Origin of the sequence: Candidatus Liberibacter africanus PTSAPSY, assembly GCF_001021085.1 — a bacterium.
GTDB classification, from domain to species: Bacteria; Pseudomonadota; Alphaproteobacteria; order Rhizobiales; family Rhizobiaceae; genus Liberibacter; species Liberibacter africanus.
The window spans coordinates 205,862-223,122 of sequence record NZ_CP004021.1 but is presented as its reverse complement, the minus strand read 5'-3'; the positions used below and the strand labels follow the sequence as shown (position 1 = coordinate 223,122).

Below are 17,261 nucleotides of genomic sequence, written 5' to 3'. Positions count from 1 at the left end.
TTTTGTTGTAAAGTTTTATTGGTGGAATGCGCAGAATAGGGAAAGTGTATGAAGACGTTTTTGATAATTTTAGGCACTATATTCCTTGCAGTACTAAGTGCTTGGGTATATTTATCTTTTGGTTCAAAATTTGTTTATGATAATCAAAGATTGAATACCGATGTTCATCTGATCACGCAAGATGGAGCGGATTTTCCGATTAGTTTTTTATATAAAAAGCCGTCGATTGTTGTTTTTGGGTTTACACATTGTTCTGAAGTTTGCCCTACTACATTATCTACGTTAGATAATTTACTAAAAAAAGTTGATCCAAGTGGGGAATTATTAAACGCATATTTTATTACGGTTGATCCGAAAAGAGATACTCCAGACGTTATGAAAAATTTTGTAAAACGATTTTCTGATCGTATTATCGGACTATCGGGTGATCCTGTTAGTGTTATGAGTGTAGCAAAGAGTTTTCGCATCTACGTTAATAATGTTCTAGCAGAGAAATCATATCCAGAAAAAAAATATTTTGTTGATCACACAACGGCGCTCTTGTTATTTAATACTTCTGGAAATATCGTGGGTATCATTTCTTACAAAGAAGATTTTAATTCTTCTATTCAAAAGATCAATCGATTGATTGAACAGGGAAAATCAGCAAAATAAGAGAGGTTGTATGATTTTTATGATTATTTGGTTACATTGGTGAGTATGGAAATTAATTTTTAATTTTTGTTCTTTAGGTATGGCGATTGAGGTTGCTTATTATTTCTTTGTAGCCATTAAAGATTGTATTTTTTTGTGTTTTGGGATGAAAAATCAGAATTCATGGCGTGTTTTTTTTGTTTCAAAATAAATGAATGATTTTTTATCTATACTTGGAATGAGGAAAGTGTAGAGTATTTTGAAGCAGTATTCTTTGTAGATTCATCAAGTGATCAATAGAAATAATAATCAGTTTTTTAGGTCATACTTATAGAATTATAATATAAATCATTTATTATTATAATATTATATGTTTGTTTATGGGGACATTTTTTGAATGTTGTATATTTAAATTTTTCAGAAATAATTTTTTTGTATATGTTCCCATATCGATTTCTACATATACATTGACAGTGTAATTTTATGAATGAAATTTGTTAATTACTGTGAGTTTAAGGAGTCTAGGTACCTGAACATTGTTTAGGATCTATAATTATGGAAAAGGGTAAAAGGGTAACGTATGTCTTTGTTTCAAAGAAATTTAAAGTTCAATAATAAATTGATATTTAGTAATATTTTGCAGTGTGTTATTTGATATGAATAATATATCAAGTAAAAATTTCCCGATTTCCTTTCCCGTTCTTTTAGCCGATATAGGGGGAACGAATGTTCGTTTTGCGATATTGCGTGATATGCAATCTGAGCTTGAATTTTGTTGTACAGTACAGATCGCTGATTATGATAATTTAGAGCACGCAATACGAGAAGTAATTTACAGTAAAATTTCTATACGAATACGTTCTGCTTTTCTAGCTATTGCGGCTTCGATTGGTGATCAAAAAAGTTTTATGCTGACAAATTATCAGTGGATTATTGATCCAGAAGAACTAATATCGCGTATGCAGTTTGAAGACGTATTGCTGATCAATGATTTTGAAGCACAAGCGTTAGCTATTTGTTCCTTATCTTCTTCTGATTATGTTCCTGTTGGTCGGGTTATAGAAGATAGTAGTTCTTTGTTTTCATCTAGAGCGGTTGTTGGTCCTGGAACAGGATTGGGTGTTTCAAGTGTGATACGTTTAAAAAATTCTTGGGTTCCAATTTCTTGTGAAGGAGGACACATGAATATAGGTCCTAGTTCAAAACGTGATTATGAAATTTTTCCTCATTTAACAGATCGTGCTGAAGGACGGTTGTCTGCTGAAAAATTGCTTTCTGGTAAAGGGCTTCTCAATATTTATAAGGCTATTTGTAAAGCTAATGGCTTCGAAAATAAAACAGTAGTATCATCAGAAGATATTGTGTCTCATAGTGATGATCCTATCGCTTTGGAAGCAATTAATTTGTTTTGTGAATATCTTGGGCGTGTTGCAGGAGATCTTGCTTTGATTTTTATGGCCAGAGGTGGGGTATATATTTCTGGTGGTATTGTTTATAAAATTATAGATTTATTGCGTAAGTCTAGTTTTAGACAGGCTTTTGAAAATAAAGCGCCTCATAAAGAACTTATGCGTAAAATACCTACATATGTTATAACCAATCCTAATGTTGCAATTTCAGGTATGATTTCTTACATCAAAATGGCAGATCACTTTAATCTTATTTTCAATGAAGGAGTGAAAAGGCGGTGGATTAAATCTTGATTGATAGACATATGTACATTTAAAAGACTTATAACCTTGTTCAGGAGGAAGGGATATGCAGCAATTGCCCATGAAGGTAAGTGTTTTAGGTGGGGGGCGTATGGGGAAAGCTTTAATTAAAGAGATCCATAATCATCCTTCTATTATATTACATTCTGTTATCGTGCGTTCTGATTCTCCGCTTATAGGACAAGATGTAGGAAATGTTATCGGCATATCTCCTATGGGTGTTATGTTTTCTGATGACTTGGTAGGTGCATTCCAATCTGTAGATGGAATTATTGATTTTTCTTCTCCTGCACTGACTTTACAATCTTTAAATCTTTCATCGCAACGCAATCTTGTACACATTATTGGTACTACAGGTTTTTCTGTTAAAGAAAATGAGATGATTGCTTCTTTTGCTAAAAATGTACGGATTGTTAAATCAGGAAATATGAGTTTAGGAATAAATTTTTTAAGATTTTTAGTTGAAATTGCGGCAGAATACTTTCCAGGGAAAGATTGGGATTTTGAAATTTTAGAAATGCATCATCGACATAAATTAGATTCTCCTTCAGGAACGGCATTATTACTTGGAGAAGCAATAGCGGATGGTCGTAAAGAAAACCTTGCGGATCATATTGTCTTAAATCATAATCAACAAAAACAGGTGCGCAAAGAAGGATCTGTTGGTATTTCTTCATTGCGCGCTGGATCTATCGTTGGAGAGCATTCTGTTATTATAGCAGGGGAAGGTGAATCTATTACTTTATCTCATAGCGCATACGATCGTTGTATTTTTGCACGAGGATCTTTGACTGCGGCATTATGGGCACAATCTCAAAATTCTGGTTTGTATTCTATGCGGGATGTTTTGAGATTTAGATTAGAAGGACAAGGTAAGTGAATAGAAGGCTTGTTTTAGTACGACATGGTCAAAGTGAGTGGAATATCAAAAATCTTTTTACTGGATTGCGTAATCCACCATTAACTTCTGTTGGAATAACTGAGGCAATTGATGTTGGTAAAAAATTTGTTGAGCAAGGTATAGCGTTTGATGCGGCTTTTAGTTCTTCTTTAAAACGAGCTCAAGATACTTGTCAGATAATTTTGCGAGAAATTAATCAACAGTATATTACCCCCATTTATGATGATTCACTTAATGAGCGGGATTATGGACATCTTTCTGGGATGAACAAAGATGATGTTTGTAAAGAATGGGGAAAAGAACAGGTGCGCCTTTGGCGTCGTTCTTATGATATAGCTCCACCAGGGGGAGAAAGCCTGAGAGATACAGTTGCTCGTGTTATACCTTATTATGTGCAATCGATATTACCTCTTATTCTTCAGGGAAAATCAGTTCTTGTCGCAGCACATGGAAATTCTTTGCGTTCTTTAATTATGGTTTTGGAAAAAATAACAATAGAAAATATCCCTGAATTGACGATAGGTACGGGAGAAGCGTTTGTTTACCATCTAGATGTAGATGCAACTATTATTTCAAAGCATATTATTCAAAAGATGTATTGCCATGATTCCTTTGTTAAAACATAGAGAAGGTTTATATTGTGATGAAAGTAGTTGTATTAGCATACTATTTTTAATTGAGTGAATCTGATGGTATGAGGTATTTTTAATCTTCTCCTTGCCAATTGTCAGAAACATTTATATTTACTTTTAATGGAACTCTCAAATCTATTTTAGGTAAACAGGCTTTTTCCATTGAACAAACAATGATTTGAGAAGCGATCGTAATTTCTTCTTCTGGAACTTCGAATACGAGTTCATCGTGAATTTGCAACAACATCTTGGTCGATAGTTTATGATGTTCGATGGATTTCTGCACTAAAATCATGGCTCTTCGTGTAATATCAGCTGCGGATCCTTGAATCGGAGCGTTAATAGCTGCTCGTTCATTGATATTGCGAATTGATGATTTATGGGAATTTATTTCCTCATAATGTATACGACGACCAAAGATAGTTTCTACATATCCATTTTCCCGAACGAAATTTTTTGTTTTTTCAATATATTCATGTATGCCGGGGAAACGATTAAAATAGCGTTTAATGTAATTGGCAGCTTCAGAACGTGTGATTTTAAGCTGATTAGCAAGTCTAAAGGGTGAAATTCCATAAATGATACTAAAATTTATAGTTTTTGCTTGTCGTCGCATTTGCGAGGATACTTGTTCTATTTCTACACCAAAAATTTCTGCTGCTACGATTTTATGAATGTCTAATGAATCTTGAAAACATTGATATAACGGAGTTATTTGTGCTATATGCGCTAAAATACGTAATTCAATTTGGCTGTAATCTGCAGAAATGATTTTTTTGTTACGGGGAGCAATAAACGCTTTACGAATTTTTTTCCCTAAATCAGTTTTTATAGGAATATTTTGAAGATTAGGCTCTAAGGAAGCAAGTCGTCCAGTCATTGTAGAAGCTAGGGAATAAAAAGTATGAACACGTTGTGTTTTTTTGTCAATATGGTTTGGAAGAGAATCAGAGTATGTGGACTTTATCTTTGCGAGTTGGCGCCATTCTAATATATGTTCTATTATTGTATTTTGGCCACAGTTTACTTGTTCAAGATCTTGAGCTGTAGTTTTCCATTGTCCTGTTTTTGTTTTTGTTTTGCTTGGAAATTTCAGTTTTGTAAATAAAATATTACCTAATTGTTTAGGAGAGCCGATGTTGAATTTTTCTCCGGCAAGATTGTATATCTTTTCTTCCAAGGACAAGAGATTTTTAGATATCTCATCTGAGATTTTTGCAAGTAGTTCTGGATCTATTTGAATGCCTGTTGTTTCCATTTTGGATACAACATCAATCATTGGTTTATCCAATCTCTCGTATACATGGATTAATTTTTCGACAATTAATTTTGGCCTCAGAAGTAACCATAATTGTAAAATAATACTGCTACTCTCTATAACATATTTTTGGATTTGTGGATCAGACATGTAATCAGTAGATATGAAGGATTTTCCTGATTGCAAGATCTCTTTGCGTGGGACAAGCGTATAAGATAGCCATTTTTTTGCGATATTCACCATATCGTGAGAAGATCGTCCAGAATCCAAAATATAAGACATGAGCATAATATCATCAAATCCTTGTATGTTTATTCCATAACGATGGAGTACTAATTTATCATATTTGATATTGTGACCTATTTTGAGAAAGTGTTCATTTTCGAAAAAGTTTTTTAAGTGTGATAAAATTTCTGTGATTGATATATTTTGCTCTGTAGGTGTACTTTGTGCGATATTTTGCGATATAGGAAAGGAAAGATCGACAAAGATGGTTTCTATTTCGAATGGTGTGCTATCTTTTTGGTGAAGAATACTGAAAGCAAAAGCTATAGGTTTGGAATGCAAAGCGTTAACTGTATCTGTAATTATTTTAAAAGAAGCACAGCCAGCTATTTCTAGTATTTGAACCAATTTTTTCAGGTCTTGGATATTCGATATTTTGGTATAAAAATCATTTTTTATTGGATATTGGGTTAGTAATTGTAAACGTTCTAAAAACAATTTTTGAGGAGTATGTTCTGAAACCATTTTTTTTGGTTGATTTACATCACTTTTTAATTGATTTTTTTCTATATTGACATTGATATTTTTATCTGCTTCTGAAGTGCTCTTTTGACCTTCATGAGTATCGATATCTAAAATTGAAGGTTCAATATTATTTGCATCACAATCAAAAAATGTAGCAACACGTTTGGTGAGTGTTGTGAATTCGAGTGCTTTGAGGAAAGCAATAAGTTGAGGGGCATTGCAATCTTGTAATATAAGATTTTTTAGTGACATAGTTACTGGCACGTCAGTACGTAGTGTTACAAGTTTGCGGGAAAGGAGCGCTGTATCAGCGTATTCTATAATGTTTTCGCGTCTTTTATTTTGTTTTATTTTACTCGCGTTGATAAGAATATTTTCAAGATTGCCATATTCTTGCAACAATGATGCCGCGGTCTTATAGCCTATTCCTGGAATTCCAGGAATATTGTCGGTAGAATCTCCTGTTAATGCTTGTAAACAGATCATTTGTTCTGGGGCAACACCCCATTTTTTAATAACATGTTTAACGTCTATTTTTTCTTCTTTGAGGGTGTCGTATAAACAAGTAGTAGGGCTTATTAATTGTGTTAAGTCTTTATCTGTAGCAACTATAGTAACAAAAAACCCTTGTTTTTCGGCGATATGTGTATAGGTTGCGATAATATCATCTGCTTCAAACCCTTTGATTTCAATAGAAGGTATTCCAAATGCTTGTGTTGCAAGACGTACAAGAGGTAATTGTGGCAGTAAAGTTTCGGGGGTTTCAGGTCGATTTGCTTTGTAATCAGAGTAAAGTTCATTGCGAAAAGTTATAGCAGGATGATCGAAAATAACAGCAAAATGTGATGCTGTGTTTTCTTTGCGAAAACTTTGCAATAATTTCCATAGCATATTACAGAAACCAGCAATGGCGTTAACAGGTAGTCCATCTCGTTTACGGGAAAGAGGGGGGGTTGCATAAAAGGCTCTATATATAAAACTAGATCCATCGACGAGAAAAAGATGACTCTCTTTTTTCATAAAGGATTTCACTCTCAAGATTATTTATTATACTAAGTCCGTATTGACCATCTCACAGAGAGTTATTTTGGAAAATGGTAGAATGAACAATCCAAAATTTCTTTTATCTGCATTAATACTTGTTTCGAGCTATATTCGTCAATAGTTTTAACTCCATTTTTAAGATATAGTGTAGTCATTACGAGATATAAATATTATTAATTCTATTTTAATATGGATACATTTGATATATTTAGTATATTGGAGTATTGGTTGGTTTTGTTACGTGTATTTTATATGTGATGCCATTTTTTGTTGCTTTTGGCATTTTCAGATATTCTGGAGTTTTATATGTTATTTGGTGAGTCTATTCCTGCATTGATTACGCCGTTTACAAAAGATAATTCAATTGATGAAAATGCTTTTATAGAGCATATTGAATGGCAAATATCTGAGGGATCTAGAGGTCTTGTCCCTGCTGGTACTACGGGAGAGTCTTCGACATTATCGCATGAAGAACATTGTCGAATTATTGAATTGTGCGTTAAAACGGCGGCAGGTCGTGTGCCTGTGATGGCTGGAGTTGGCTCTAATAATACTAGTGAATCAATTGAATTAGCTCAATATGCTCAAAAAGTCGGAGCTGATGCATTGTTGGTTGTCATTCCTTATTATAATAAACCTAATAAAAAAGGACTATTGGCCCATTTTGGGGAAATAGCGACTAAGGTAAAATTGCCTATTTATGTCTATAATAATCCAAGCCGTACAGTTATTGAAATGGATGTTGAGACGATGGCGCAGTTATCAAAAACTTATCCTAATGTGGTGGGAGTCAAGGATGCTACAGGCAGAATTGACTTGGTATCAGAACAACGTCTTTCTTGTGGGAGAGATTTTATTCAATTGTCAGGAGAGGATTCTTCGGCTTTGGGATTTAATGCTCACGGAGGTGTTGGGTGTATTTCTGTTACGGCCAATGTTGTGCCAAGGCTTTGTGCTGCATTCCAAAAAGCGACGATTCAAGGAGATTATCGTCAAGCTCTTGAATATCAAGATAAACTTATGCCTCTTCATCGAGCACTGTTTATAGAGCCTTCCATGTGTTGTGTAAAATATGCTCTATCCCGTTTAGGAAGAAACATGTCTTTGATAGTGCGGTCACCTATGGTATCAATTCTTGAAAAAGAGACTATGATTGCTATTGATCAAGCCCTTGAGTGGGCGGGACAATGTATTGAATGATTTCATTCCAGAATCTACTTTATTGCAAGGAATGGCTCTTTATGAGATGATGTTGGGGGTGGGTATGAGTTATAAATTTCGTAGTGATTCTTCTAAAAGAGTGATATCTGAAAATAGAAGGGCTCGATATAATTATCATATTGTTCGCTCATTTGAAGCTGGTATTGTGTTAACGGGAACCGAGGTTAAGTCTCTGCGGGTATCGAAGGTTAATATTGCTGATTCTTATGCTACTTTTGAAAATGATGAAATTTGGCTAACAAATACTTATATTCCAGAATATTTACAAGCTAATCGTTTTAATCATTATCCTCGTAGAAATCGGAAGCTTTTGCTTTGTAAAAAAGAGATACGTCGTTTGCACGCAGCTGTGCGTCGCGATGGTATGACTATTGTTCCAATGAAAATTTATTTTAATGTAAAAGGGATTGCGAAAATTGCTCTTGCTCTTGCTCAAGGTAAGAAAAATTATGATAAACGTGAGGCTGAGAAGAAGCGTGATTGGGAACGTCAAAAGAGCAGGACCATTCGAGAGAATGGTTGATTGTTCACTGCTATATACGGGCTAAAATTGCCGAGATATTATGAATTTTGAAGTTATGAACGCATGAGATAAGTCTTTTTATATGTAGAAGGTTTCTCTGCGCATCATCCAAAAATATCTATAAGAAAATTATTTTTTAATAATCCGCGTATCATTTATCTTGGTAATTTAACATTGAATCATAAAAGTAGAAAATTTTATGGTCTTTAATTATTATGCATTGGTGAGCGCGCTGGGGCTCGAACCCAGGACCTACCGGTTAAAAGCCGACCGCTCTACCGACTGAGCTACGCGCTCTCAAAGATTATTATGGAATAAACCTTCGTGCAAAGACAATATGCGTATCCATTCCAATGGTCAACTTAAAAATAACCATTTTATACATTTTATTTGTTATTTTGGGGATTTATTACGATAATTTTGCCAATATTTTATATTGCATAACAATTTGAATATGAGAAAACTGTGAAAATTATAGAGGCTTTTAGAAGAGTTGATATTTTAGGATCTTATTTTCGCAATAAGCTATAGACAAAGATTTTTTTCAGGAGAAAACTGTATCAAAACGGGAATGTTTTTTGTTTTTGAGGATACCATATTCATTTTTTATTTTGAGATATGAGGGGTGTTACTTTTGGTATGTATGAATTCACTATCCAATTGCGCAACTTTCTAATTGCTTGGGGCGCATGTGGTATGCATAGATCGTCAGATTGTACTGAAGGTAAACTTATCAAGGACGTGTCATGAAATTTTTCGTTTTGCAGTCTATTGGCTAATTTATATGTTTGAGAATAATCTTCAATGTCAGAATGGGCGTTTCCTCCTCCAATAAGGTAGAAAGGTGTGAATCTGGATAGTGGATTGAAAGATCCTTGGGTATTGATATCGGTGGCCATTGACATCAATTCCATCCATACTGATATCGGTATGTTCTGGGGATTGAATACTTTATTTTGGTCATTGCTTTTTAGAGACGAATATTGAAGAAAACATTTCCAATTTTCATTGTTTCTATTCCACAGATTGCTTGTTAAATTGTGCATTAATTTGCTTGGGGTATCTGATCCTCTTGAAAAACTTTTCCATTTTTAAGAATAATGTCATCAAAATGCAGCTGTATTTTTCAAAAAACATATCAAGATTCCATAGTGCAATACCAGAGAATTTTTGTGGATAATTAATGAGCGTCGATAAAGCGATAATTGTGCCAAGGGAATATCCGAAGAGGAGTACAGGTGCATTGCCGTGATTATCTGAAATCAATGTACGCAATTTCATTACATCTTGTAAGATTGTGGAATCTCTTCTTTCACCAAGATGCCCATAGGATATATTAGGATCTTTGTTTATGGTATTACGGTAACTATAAATATAATAAGCTATATTTTCTTCTGAAAGATATTCACAGAAAGCATTGTAGTCTTCAGGGTTCTCTTCTATGCTTTGGCAAATGAGTATAATAGCACGAGGTATTTTATGTGTTTGGTTGCATGAGTAAGAAATCTTGCTTATATTTGTTTCTTCGGTTAAAACTATTTTCCGTGACATGCAATTTTGATCCTATTCTTCTATAAATGCCAAGATATACTATTTTGGTAAAAAACCAATTCATCAGTCGTTGATTTAGTAGCATAGTTGACCTAAAACTCAATTAAAAAGTAAGGGTATTTTTTATGGCGCGTAAGTTTATTTATCATATGGAAGGTCTTAGTAAGGTTTTTGGGGCCAAAAAAATTTTAGATGGCATTAATCTTTCCTTTTATCCAGATGCAAAAATAGGTATTCTTGGTCCTAATGGTGCTGGGAAGTCAACTATTTTACGGATTATGGCTGGCATTGATAAAGAATATAGTGGTGATGCTTGGTTGGCAGATGGTTTTACAGTTGGTTATTTGCCACAGGAACCACAGTTGGATTATTCTAAAACCGTACGAGAAAATATTGTAGAGGGTGTTGCTAAGAAACAAGAAATCCTTGACCGTTATAACGCATTAATGATGAACTATTCTGAAGATACAGCAGAAGAGGTTGCTGTATTACAAGATATTATTGATACCAAAGGGTTATGGGATCTTGATACTGAGGTGCAAATGGCGATAGAATCGCTTCATTGTCCTGATGGCGCAGCAGATGTTGTTTCGCTTTCTGGAGGAGAGAAGAGACGTGTGGCGCTTTGTAGGTTATTGCTTTCTCGTCCAGATCTTTTGTTGCTCGATGAACCAACTAATCATCTCGATGCAGAAACTATTGCGTGGATGGAAAAATATTTACGAGAATATTCTGGTGCTGTTTTGATGGTTACCCATGATCGATATTTTTTAGATAATGTGACAAATTGGATTTTGGAAGTTGATCGTGGGAAAGGAATTCCTTATCAGGGAAATTATTCTGCATATTTGCATGGAAAAGCTAAGCGTATGGCGCAGGAAAATCGTGAAGAAATTTCCCGTCAAAAAGCAATAGAGCGTGAGCGAGAATGGATTGTTTCTTCTCCTAAAGCAAGGCAATCTAAATCTAAATCTCGTATTCGTTCTTATGAAGAATTAGTGGAATCTTCTTTGCAGCGTCATCCTGGTAATGCTCAGATTATTATTCCTGTAGGGAAGCGTTTGGGTAATGTTGTGATTGAAGCTACAAATATCTCTAAGTCTTATAATGATTGTCGATTAATTGATAATCTTTCCTTTAAGTTGCCTCCTGGAGGGATTGTAGGTGTTATTGGTGCTAATGGAGCGGGAAAGACCACTTTATTCCGTATGTTGATAGGAGAGGAGGTTCCCGATTCTGGTACGATAAATATCGGAGATACAGTATGTTTGAGTTATATTGATCAAAGCAGAGATTCTTTGAATGCCGAAAAAACGGTTTGGGAAGAGATTTCAGGCGGAGCTGATATAATCAAACTCAACGGACATGATGTAAATTCGCGCGCTTATTGTGGTTCTTTTAATTTTAAAGGCGGGGATCAACAGCAACTTATTGGATCTCTTTCTGGTGGCCAAAGAGGTCGTGTTCATTTGGCAAAAATTCTTAAAAGTGGCGGAAATGTCATTTTGCTTGATGAGCCTACAAATGATTTAGATACAGAAACATTATCTGCTCTTGAAGATGCATTAGAAAATTTTGCAGGGTGTGCTGTTATTATTAGTCATGATCGTATGTTTTTAGATCGTTTGGCAACACATATTTTGGCTTTTGAAGGAAATGGCCATGTTGAGTGGTTTGAGGGTAATTTTGAAGATTATGAAAAAGATAAACTATCCCGCTCTAGTAGAGTTTAGGCAAGATAATGGGTGTTTTATAAATATTTGAAGGTTGTGAAATTCTCCTTGGATGTTTCTTCGCAATATGAGTTGGTCAACAAAGATCTTATTGGATATTAACTCAACAATATCTGAATAAAATATTCTTTTTACAATACTGCGGTTCTTTATGTTTTTGAGATATGCTATTAAACGTTAGAGCAATCGATAATGTGGATGATATTTTAATAAGCATGGTATAGTTATTGATACATAAAGTTTCGCATATTTGTTTTTTCGAAGTTGAATTAACATTTTTATAGGGATTTGTATGGGACGTTGGGATTTTAAATTATGGGGATATCTCGAAGAGATTGATCATATTTCTTGATGTTGCAAAGTGGATTTTTGCATATATATATTCATTATAGGTTAGGAGTATTGGGAATATGGATTTTATTAAGGAATATAAGCAGAACGTTTCAGAAGATTTATCTCTAAGTCTTGTTCCGATGGTGGTGGAGCAAACTAACAGGGGAGAGCGTTCTTATGATATTTATTCTCGGCTACTTAAAGAGCGGATTGTTTTTGTGACTGGTCAGATTGAAGATCATATGGCTACACTGGTATGTGCTCAGCTTTTGTTTCTTGAGGCAGAAAATCCACAAAAAGAAATATCTTTATATATTAATTCTCCAGGAGGTGTGGTGACGGCTGGAATGGCAATTTATGATACTATGCAGTTTATCAAGCCTCCCATATCAACATTGTGTATAGGTCAAGCAGCTTCGATGGGTTCGTTGCTTTTAGCCGCTGGTAGTAAGGGTATGCGTTTTTCACTTCCTAATGCGCGCATTATGTTACACCAGCCATCTGGAGGATTTTCTGGTCAGGCTTCGGACATTGAACGTCATGCTCGCGATATTATGAAAATCAAGCATCGTTTGAACAACATATATGTTAAACATTGTGACAAAACATATGAAGAGGTTGAGAAGACGTTAGATCGTGATTACTTTATGTCTTCTGATGAAGCTTATGAGTGGGGGTTGATTGATAAGGTGTTGGTGTCTCGAGTTGATATTGAAGAAGAAAAAAAGTAATATTGGATTTTATCTGTATTTTAAGATGTTGGAAATATTTCATAGGACAGTATAGCGTAATCTGCATCAGTTATTTACTGTGTGTGGGACAGATATTCATTAATGGATATTTAAAATTGTGCATAAACATGTGAGGAAGCATGTTTTAACTACGAAGGATGGATTTTATGGTAATAAAAGCGTGGTGTTTAGTTGATTAAATCATTGTTGATGTCTTTTAAGCTATTTATTTTTTGCATCTTGCTAATTAAGGAGGGATTCTATGAGTAAAGCCGGTAGTAATGGTAGTGTCTCAAAGAACGCGCTTTATTGTTCCTTTTGCGGTAAAAGTCAGCACGAAGTTCGAAAATTGATTGCAGGTCCTACGGTATTTGTATGTGACGAGTGCGTTGAATTATGTATGGATATCATTCGTGAAGAGAATAAGTCTTCTATCGCAAAATCGCATGAAGGTGTTCCGAATCCACAAGAAATACTTAATGTTTTAGATGAGTATGTTATTGGACAAAAGCAGGCAAAAAAGGTTTTGTCAGTTGCGGTTCATAATCACTATAAACGTTTAGCGCATTCTTCCAAAAATAGTAATATAGAACTTTCTAAATCTAATATTCTTTTAGTTGGTCCTACGGGATGTGGTAAGACTTATCTTGCTCAGACTCTAGCGCGTATTATCGATGTTCCTTTCACAATGGCTGATGCGACAACGTTGACTGAAGCTGGTTATGTCGGTGAAGATGTTGAAAATATTATTCTCAAGTTGTTGCAGGCGGCAGATTATAATGTAGAACGTGCTCAGCGTGGTATAGTCTATATTGATGAAGTGGATAAAATATCTCGAAAATCTGATAATCCCTCCATTACCCGAGATGTTTCAGGTGAAGGAGTGCAGCAGGCTCTTTTGAAAATTATGGAAGGAACTATTGCTTCTGTTCCCCCACAAGGAGGGAGGAAGCATCCTCAGCAAGAATTCTTACAAGTAGATACAACCAATATTTTGTTCATTTGTGGTGGGGCATTCGCAGGACTAGATCGGATTATTTCTGCTCGAGGAGAGAAAGCATCCATAGGATTCTCTGCTGTTGTTAAGGATTCAGATGATCGTCCTGTTGGAGAGGTATTGCGTAATCTTGAATCGGAAGATTTGGTGAAATTTGGATTAATTCCGGAATTTATAGGGCGTCTTCCTGTGTTGGCAACTCTTGAAGATATTGATGAGGATTCTCTTGTTAGAATTCTTTCTGAGCCTAAAAATGCTTTGATAAAGCAGTATCAATGTCTTTTTGGCATGGAGGAAGTAGAGCTTGTTTTCCATGAGGATGCGTTGAGAGAGATTGCTAAGCGTGCTATTGTTCACAAAACAGGAGCTCGTGGTTTGCGTTCTATATTAGAAAAAATACTCCTTGATACCATGTTTGAATTACCTATGCTGAAGGGAGTGAGCAGCGTGATTATTTCCGAAGATGTTGTAAAAGGTAAGGCATGTCCTCTCAATGTATATGCTGATAGGAGAGATGAAAAGGCTAATGTTTCAGCTTGATCATTTATGTATCATTGATAAATAGAATTTTCTTTGAAATGGATACTAAGATTTTTTGGATCTTGTGTATGCTAATGAGATGATGTGTTGAGTGTCAGTGGAAGTAGAGATATCTATATAATAAAATGTTGAAATTATTTTTATAAATATCTAATCTGTGTATTATAAGTCGTAATTATTTATTTCGGTGGGTGGTTTTGAGTCAAAACGGTGAAAATAAGTTAGGTATTGTGCGTGAAGACGATATTAATGACCGTCGTGGAGATGCTAATGTAGTTTATCCACTTTTGCCGTTGCGTGATATTGTGGTTTTTCCTTATATGATCGTTCCATTGTTCGTGGGACGAGATAAATCTGTTCGTGCTCTCGATGAGGCGGTTAGTTCACATAAGAAAATTGTTCTTGTTGCTCAATTGGACTCAAATGATGAAAATCCAGGGGCTTCTTCCATTTATAAAATTGGCACTATAGTTGATATATTACAAGTATTAAGATTGCCTGATGGTACTATAAAAACTTTGGTAGAGGGCAATGTTCGAGCACGTATTGTTGACTGTATAGATCGGGATGACTTTTTAGAAGCTACGACTGATGTTTTGCCAGATCCTAACGAAGATGCAATTGAGCTTGAGGCTCTTAGTCGTTCTGTTACCTCGGAATTTGCTAATTATATAAAATTAAATAAAAAAATTTCTCCTGAAGTTATAGGGACAATTTCTCAAATTGAAGATTTTTCAAAATTAGCAGATGTTATTGCCGCTAATTTATCAATTAAAGTTACTGAAAAACAAAAGATATTAGAGGTTTCTTCTATAAAAGAACGTTTTGAAATTTTGCTTGCTTTTATGGAAAGTGAAATATCTATTTTGCAAGTTGAGAAGCGTATACGCTCTCGAGTAAAACGTCAGATGGAAAAAACACAGCGTGAGTACTATTTGAATGAGCAAATGAAGGCAATTCAAAAAGAGCTTGATGATGGTGAAGAAAGTGGTGATGAAATAAGCGAATTTGAATCGCGTATTTCTAAAACAAAACTTTCAAAAGAAGCTCGTGAAAAAGCTTTATCTGAATTACGTAAATTACGACAGATGAATCCTCTTTCTGCTGAATCCTCTGTGGTGCGTAATTATTTAGATTGGCTTTTGGGTGTCCCGTGGTATAAAAATTCAAAGACCACAAAGGATCTTGATTTCTCTATTAATGTCCTTGATCAAGATCATTTTGGTCTTGCAAAGGTTAAAGAACGAATTATTGAGTATTTAGCAATTCAGATTCGTTCTGCCGAGAATAAAGGGTTGATTCTCTGCTTTGTAGGTCCTCCAGGTGTTGGAAAAACATCACTAGCACAGTCTATTGCGAAAGCGACAGGGCGTCAGTATGTGCGGATGTCTCTTGGTGGTGTTTATGATGAGGCGGATATTAGAGGGCATCGTAGAACTTACATAGGGTCTATGCCTGGTAGGATTATACAGTCACTTAAAAAAGCTAAAACCAGCAATCCTTTGTTGTTATTGGATGAGGTGGATAAAATGGGATCAGACCTAAGGGGTGATCCATCTGCCGCATTATTAGAAGTTTTAGATCCATCTCAGAATTCTTCATTTATTGATCACTATTTGGAAGTCGAATATGATTTGTCCAATGTTATGTTTGTTATGACAGCGAATACGTTAAATATTCCCCTTCCTTTGATGGATCGTATGGAAATTATTCGTATTGCTGGTTATACTGAAGAAGAAAAATTACAAATAGCTAAGAATTATCTTATTAAAAAAGTTTTGAAAGCAAGTGCTCTGAAGTCGAAAGAATTTTATATCAGTGATGATGTATTGTTAAAAATCATTCGACTCTTTACGCGTGAAGCAGGGGTTCGTGGTTTTGAACGTGAGTTGATGAAAATAGCGCGTAAAGCAGTGACAAAAATTGTAAAAGGCGTTGAACAGATTATTTCGATCGATGAAAATAATTTGCAAGATTACCTAGGAGTTCCGCATTATAAGTACGGTAAAATAGAAGGGGAAGATCAAGTCGGTATCGTTACAGGATTGGCGTGGACTGAAGTAGGGGGTGAGATATTGACTATAGAATGTATCATCATGCCCGGCAAAGGGAAAATTACGATTACAGGTAATCTTAAAGACATTATGAAAGAATCTATTTTAGCTGCTTCTTCTTATGTTAAATCAAGAGCTGCGTTTTTTGGTATCCTTCCTTCGGCATTTAGTGATGCCAATATACATGTTCATGTTCCAGAAGGTGCAACGCCTAAAGATGGGCCATCTGCTGGAATTGCTATGGCTACTTCAATAGTATCTGTGATGACTTCTATCCCGGTTTGTAAAAATGTTGCTATGACGGGTGAATTGACGCTTCGTGGAAGAATATTGCCAATAGGAGGCCTGAAAGAAAAGCTTCTCGCTGCTCTAAGGGCGGGTATTACAAAAGTTCTTATTCCTGAAGAAAATGTCAAAGATTTAATAGAAATTCCTGAAAATGTTAAAAACGGATTAGAAATCATATCTGTTTCTTTTATGGAAGATGTGCTCAAACATGCATTGTTGAGAATGCCAGAATCTATTGATAGTTCCGGGGATAACTCATTGTCTTTATCCGTAGGGGATATTGTTGTTAATAAAGATGAAAGATCGATAACTCATTAGAAAGTATTGAGGATTTACATTAATCGCAAAAATACTTTTTGA

General features: G+C 35.0%; 13 protein-coding genes and 1 tRNA gene. 11 read left to right on the top strand and 3 right to left on the bottom strand.

The features are described from left to right. The first annotated feature begins 48 nt into the window (after positions 1-48). From G293_RS01020 to G293_RS01005, 4 genes are all read left to right on the top strand, one after another. Entirely contained in the window at positions 49-654 is a 606-nt protein-coding gene (locus G293_RS01020) for an SCO family protein (RefSeq protein WP_047263922.1), read from the top strand. 635 nt (positions 655-1,289) lie between these two features. Beyond that, positions 1,290-2,336 (top strand): glucokinase, encoded by a 1,047-nt coding sequence (locus G293_RS01015; RefSeq protein ID WP_047263921.1) that lies wholly within the window; start codon positions 1,290-1,292, stop codon positions 2,334-2,336. A 55-nt stretch (positions 2,337-2,391) separates the two neighbouring features. Then, positions 2,392-3,225, top strand: a complete 834-nt coding sequence (gene dapB / locus G293_RS01010) for a 4-hydroxy-tetrahydrodipicolinate reductase (protein ID WP_047263920.1) — start codon at positions 2,392-2,394, stop codon at positions 3,223-3,225. Next, positions 3,222-3,872 (top strand): 2,3-bisphosphoglycerate-dependent phosphoglycerate mutase, encoded by a 651-nt coding sequence (locus tag G293_RS01005; RefSeq protein WP_047263919.1) that lies wholly within the window; start codon positions 3,222-3,224, stop codon positions 3,870-3,872. The genes dapB and G293_RS01005 overlap by 4 nt, the downstream gene beginning before the upstream one ends. A gap of 79 nt (positions 3,873-3,951) precedes the next feature. Here the strand turns inward: G293_RS01005 and polA are convergent, their stop codons facing one another. Continuing rightward, positions 3,952-6,906 (bottom strand): DNA polymerase I, encoded by a 2,955-nt coding sequence (gene polA / locus G293_RS01000; protein WP_047263918.1) that lies wholly within the window; start codon positions 6,904-6,906, stop codon positions 3,952-3,954. Positions 6,907-7,236: 330 nt separating this feature from the next. Between polA and dapA the strand changes: the two genes are divergently transcribed. Both dapA and smpB read left to right on the top strand, forming a co-directional pair. Further along, positions 7,237-8,130 carry a 4-hydroxy-tetrahydrodipicolinate synthase gene (gene dapA / locus G293_RS00995; protein WP_047263917.1) on the top strand — a complete coding sequence of 298 codons (894 nt, stop codon included), beginning with the start codon at positions 7,237-7,239 and terminating at the stop codon, positions 8,128-8,130. A 64-nt stretch (positions 8,131-8,194) separates the two neighbouring features. Beyond that, positions 8,195-8,674 carry an SsrA-binding protein SmpB gene (gene smpB, locus G293_RS00990; protein WP_047264651.1) on the top strand — a complete coding sequence of 160 codons (480 nt, stop codon included), beginning with the start codon at positions 8,195-8,197 and terminating at the stop codon, positions 8,672-8,674. Positions 8,675-8,895: 221 nt separating this feature from the next. Here the strand turns inward: smpB and G293_RS00985 are convergent. Next, positions 8,896-8,971, bottom strand: a tRNA-Lys gene (locus G293_RS00985). Positions 8,972-9,520: 549 nt separating this feature from the next. Between G293_RS00985 and G293_RS05905 the strand changes: the two genes are divergently transcribed. Next, on the top strand, positions 9,521-9,661 hold the full coding sequence (locus G293_RS05905) for a hypothetical protein (protein WP_244464421.1): 141 nt from the start codon (positions 9,521-9,523) through the stop codon (positions 9,659-9,661). A 27-nt stretch (positions 9,662-9,688) separates the two neighbouring features. Here G293_RS05905 and G293_RS05900 read toward each other — a convergent pair whose 3' ends face one another. Next, the gene (locus G293_RS05900; RefSeq protein ID WP_244464420.1) at positions 9,689-10,225 is read right to left on the bottom strand and encodes a serine aminopeptidase domain-containing protein; all 537 of its coding nucleotides are present in this window, start codon (positions 10,223-10,225) and stop codon (positions 9,689-9,691) included. A gap of 125 nt (positions 10,226-10,350) precedes the next feature. On the opposite strand from G293_RS05900, the gene ettA reads away from it, so the two are divergent. The 4 genes from ettA (at position 10,351) to lon (ending at position 17,219) form a co-directional block, all read left to right on the top strand. Continuing rightward, on the top strand, positions 10,351-11,958 hold the full coding sequence (gene ettA, locus G293_RS00975; RefSeq protein WP_047263916.1) for an energy-dependent translational throttle protein EttA: 1,608 nt from the start codon (positions 10,351-10,353) through the stop codon (positions 11,956-11,958). Positions 11,959-12,368: 410 nt separating this feature from the next. Further along, positions 12,369-13,022, top strand: coding sequence for an ATP-dependent Clp endopeptidase proteolytic subunit ClpP (gene clpP, locus G293_RS00970; RefSeq protein ID WP_047263915.1), 654 nt, complete (start codon positions 12,369-12,371; stop codon positions 13,020-13,022). Positions 13,023-13,284: 262 nt separating this feature from the next. Further along, the gene (clpX, locus tag G293_RS00965) at positions 13,285-14,559 is read left to right on the top strand and encodes an ATP-dependent Clp protease ATP-binding subunit ClpX (protein ID WP_047263914.1); all 1,275 of its coding nucleotides are present in this window, start codon (positions 13,285-13,287) and stop codon (positions 14,557-14,559) included. Positions 14,560-14,804: 245 nt separating this feature from the next. Beyond that, a complete protein-coding gene (gene lon / locus G293_RS00960) occupies positions 14,805-17,219 on the top strand; it encodes an endopeptidase La (RefSeq protein WP_047264650.1) in 2,415 nt (804 codons plus the stop codon). Positions 17,220-17,261: the final 42 nt, after the last annotated feature.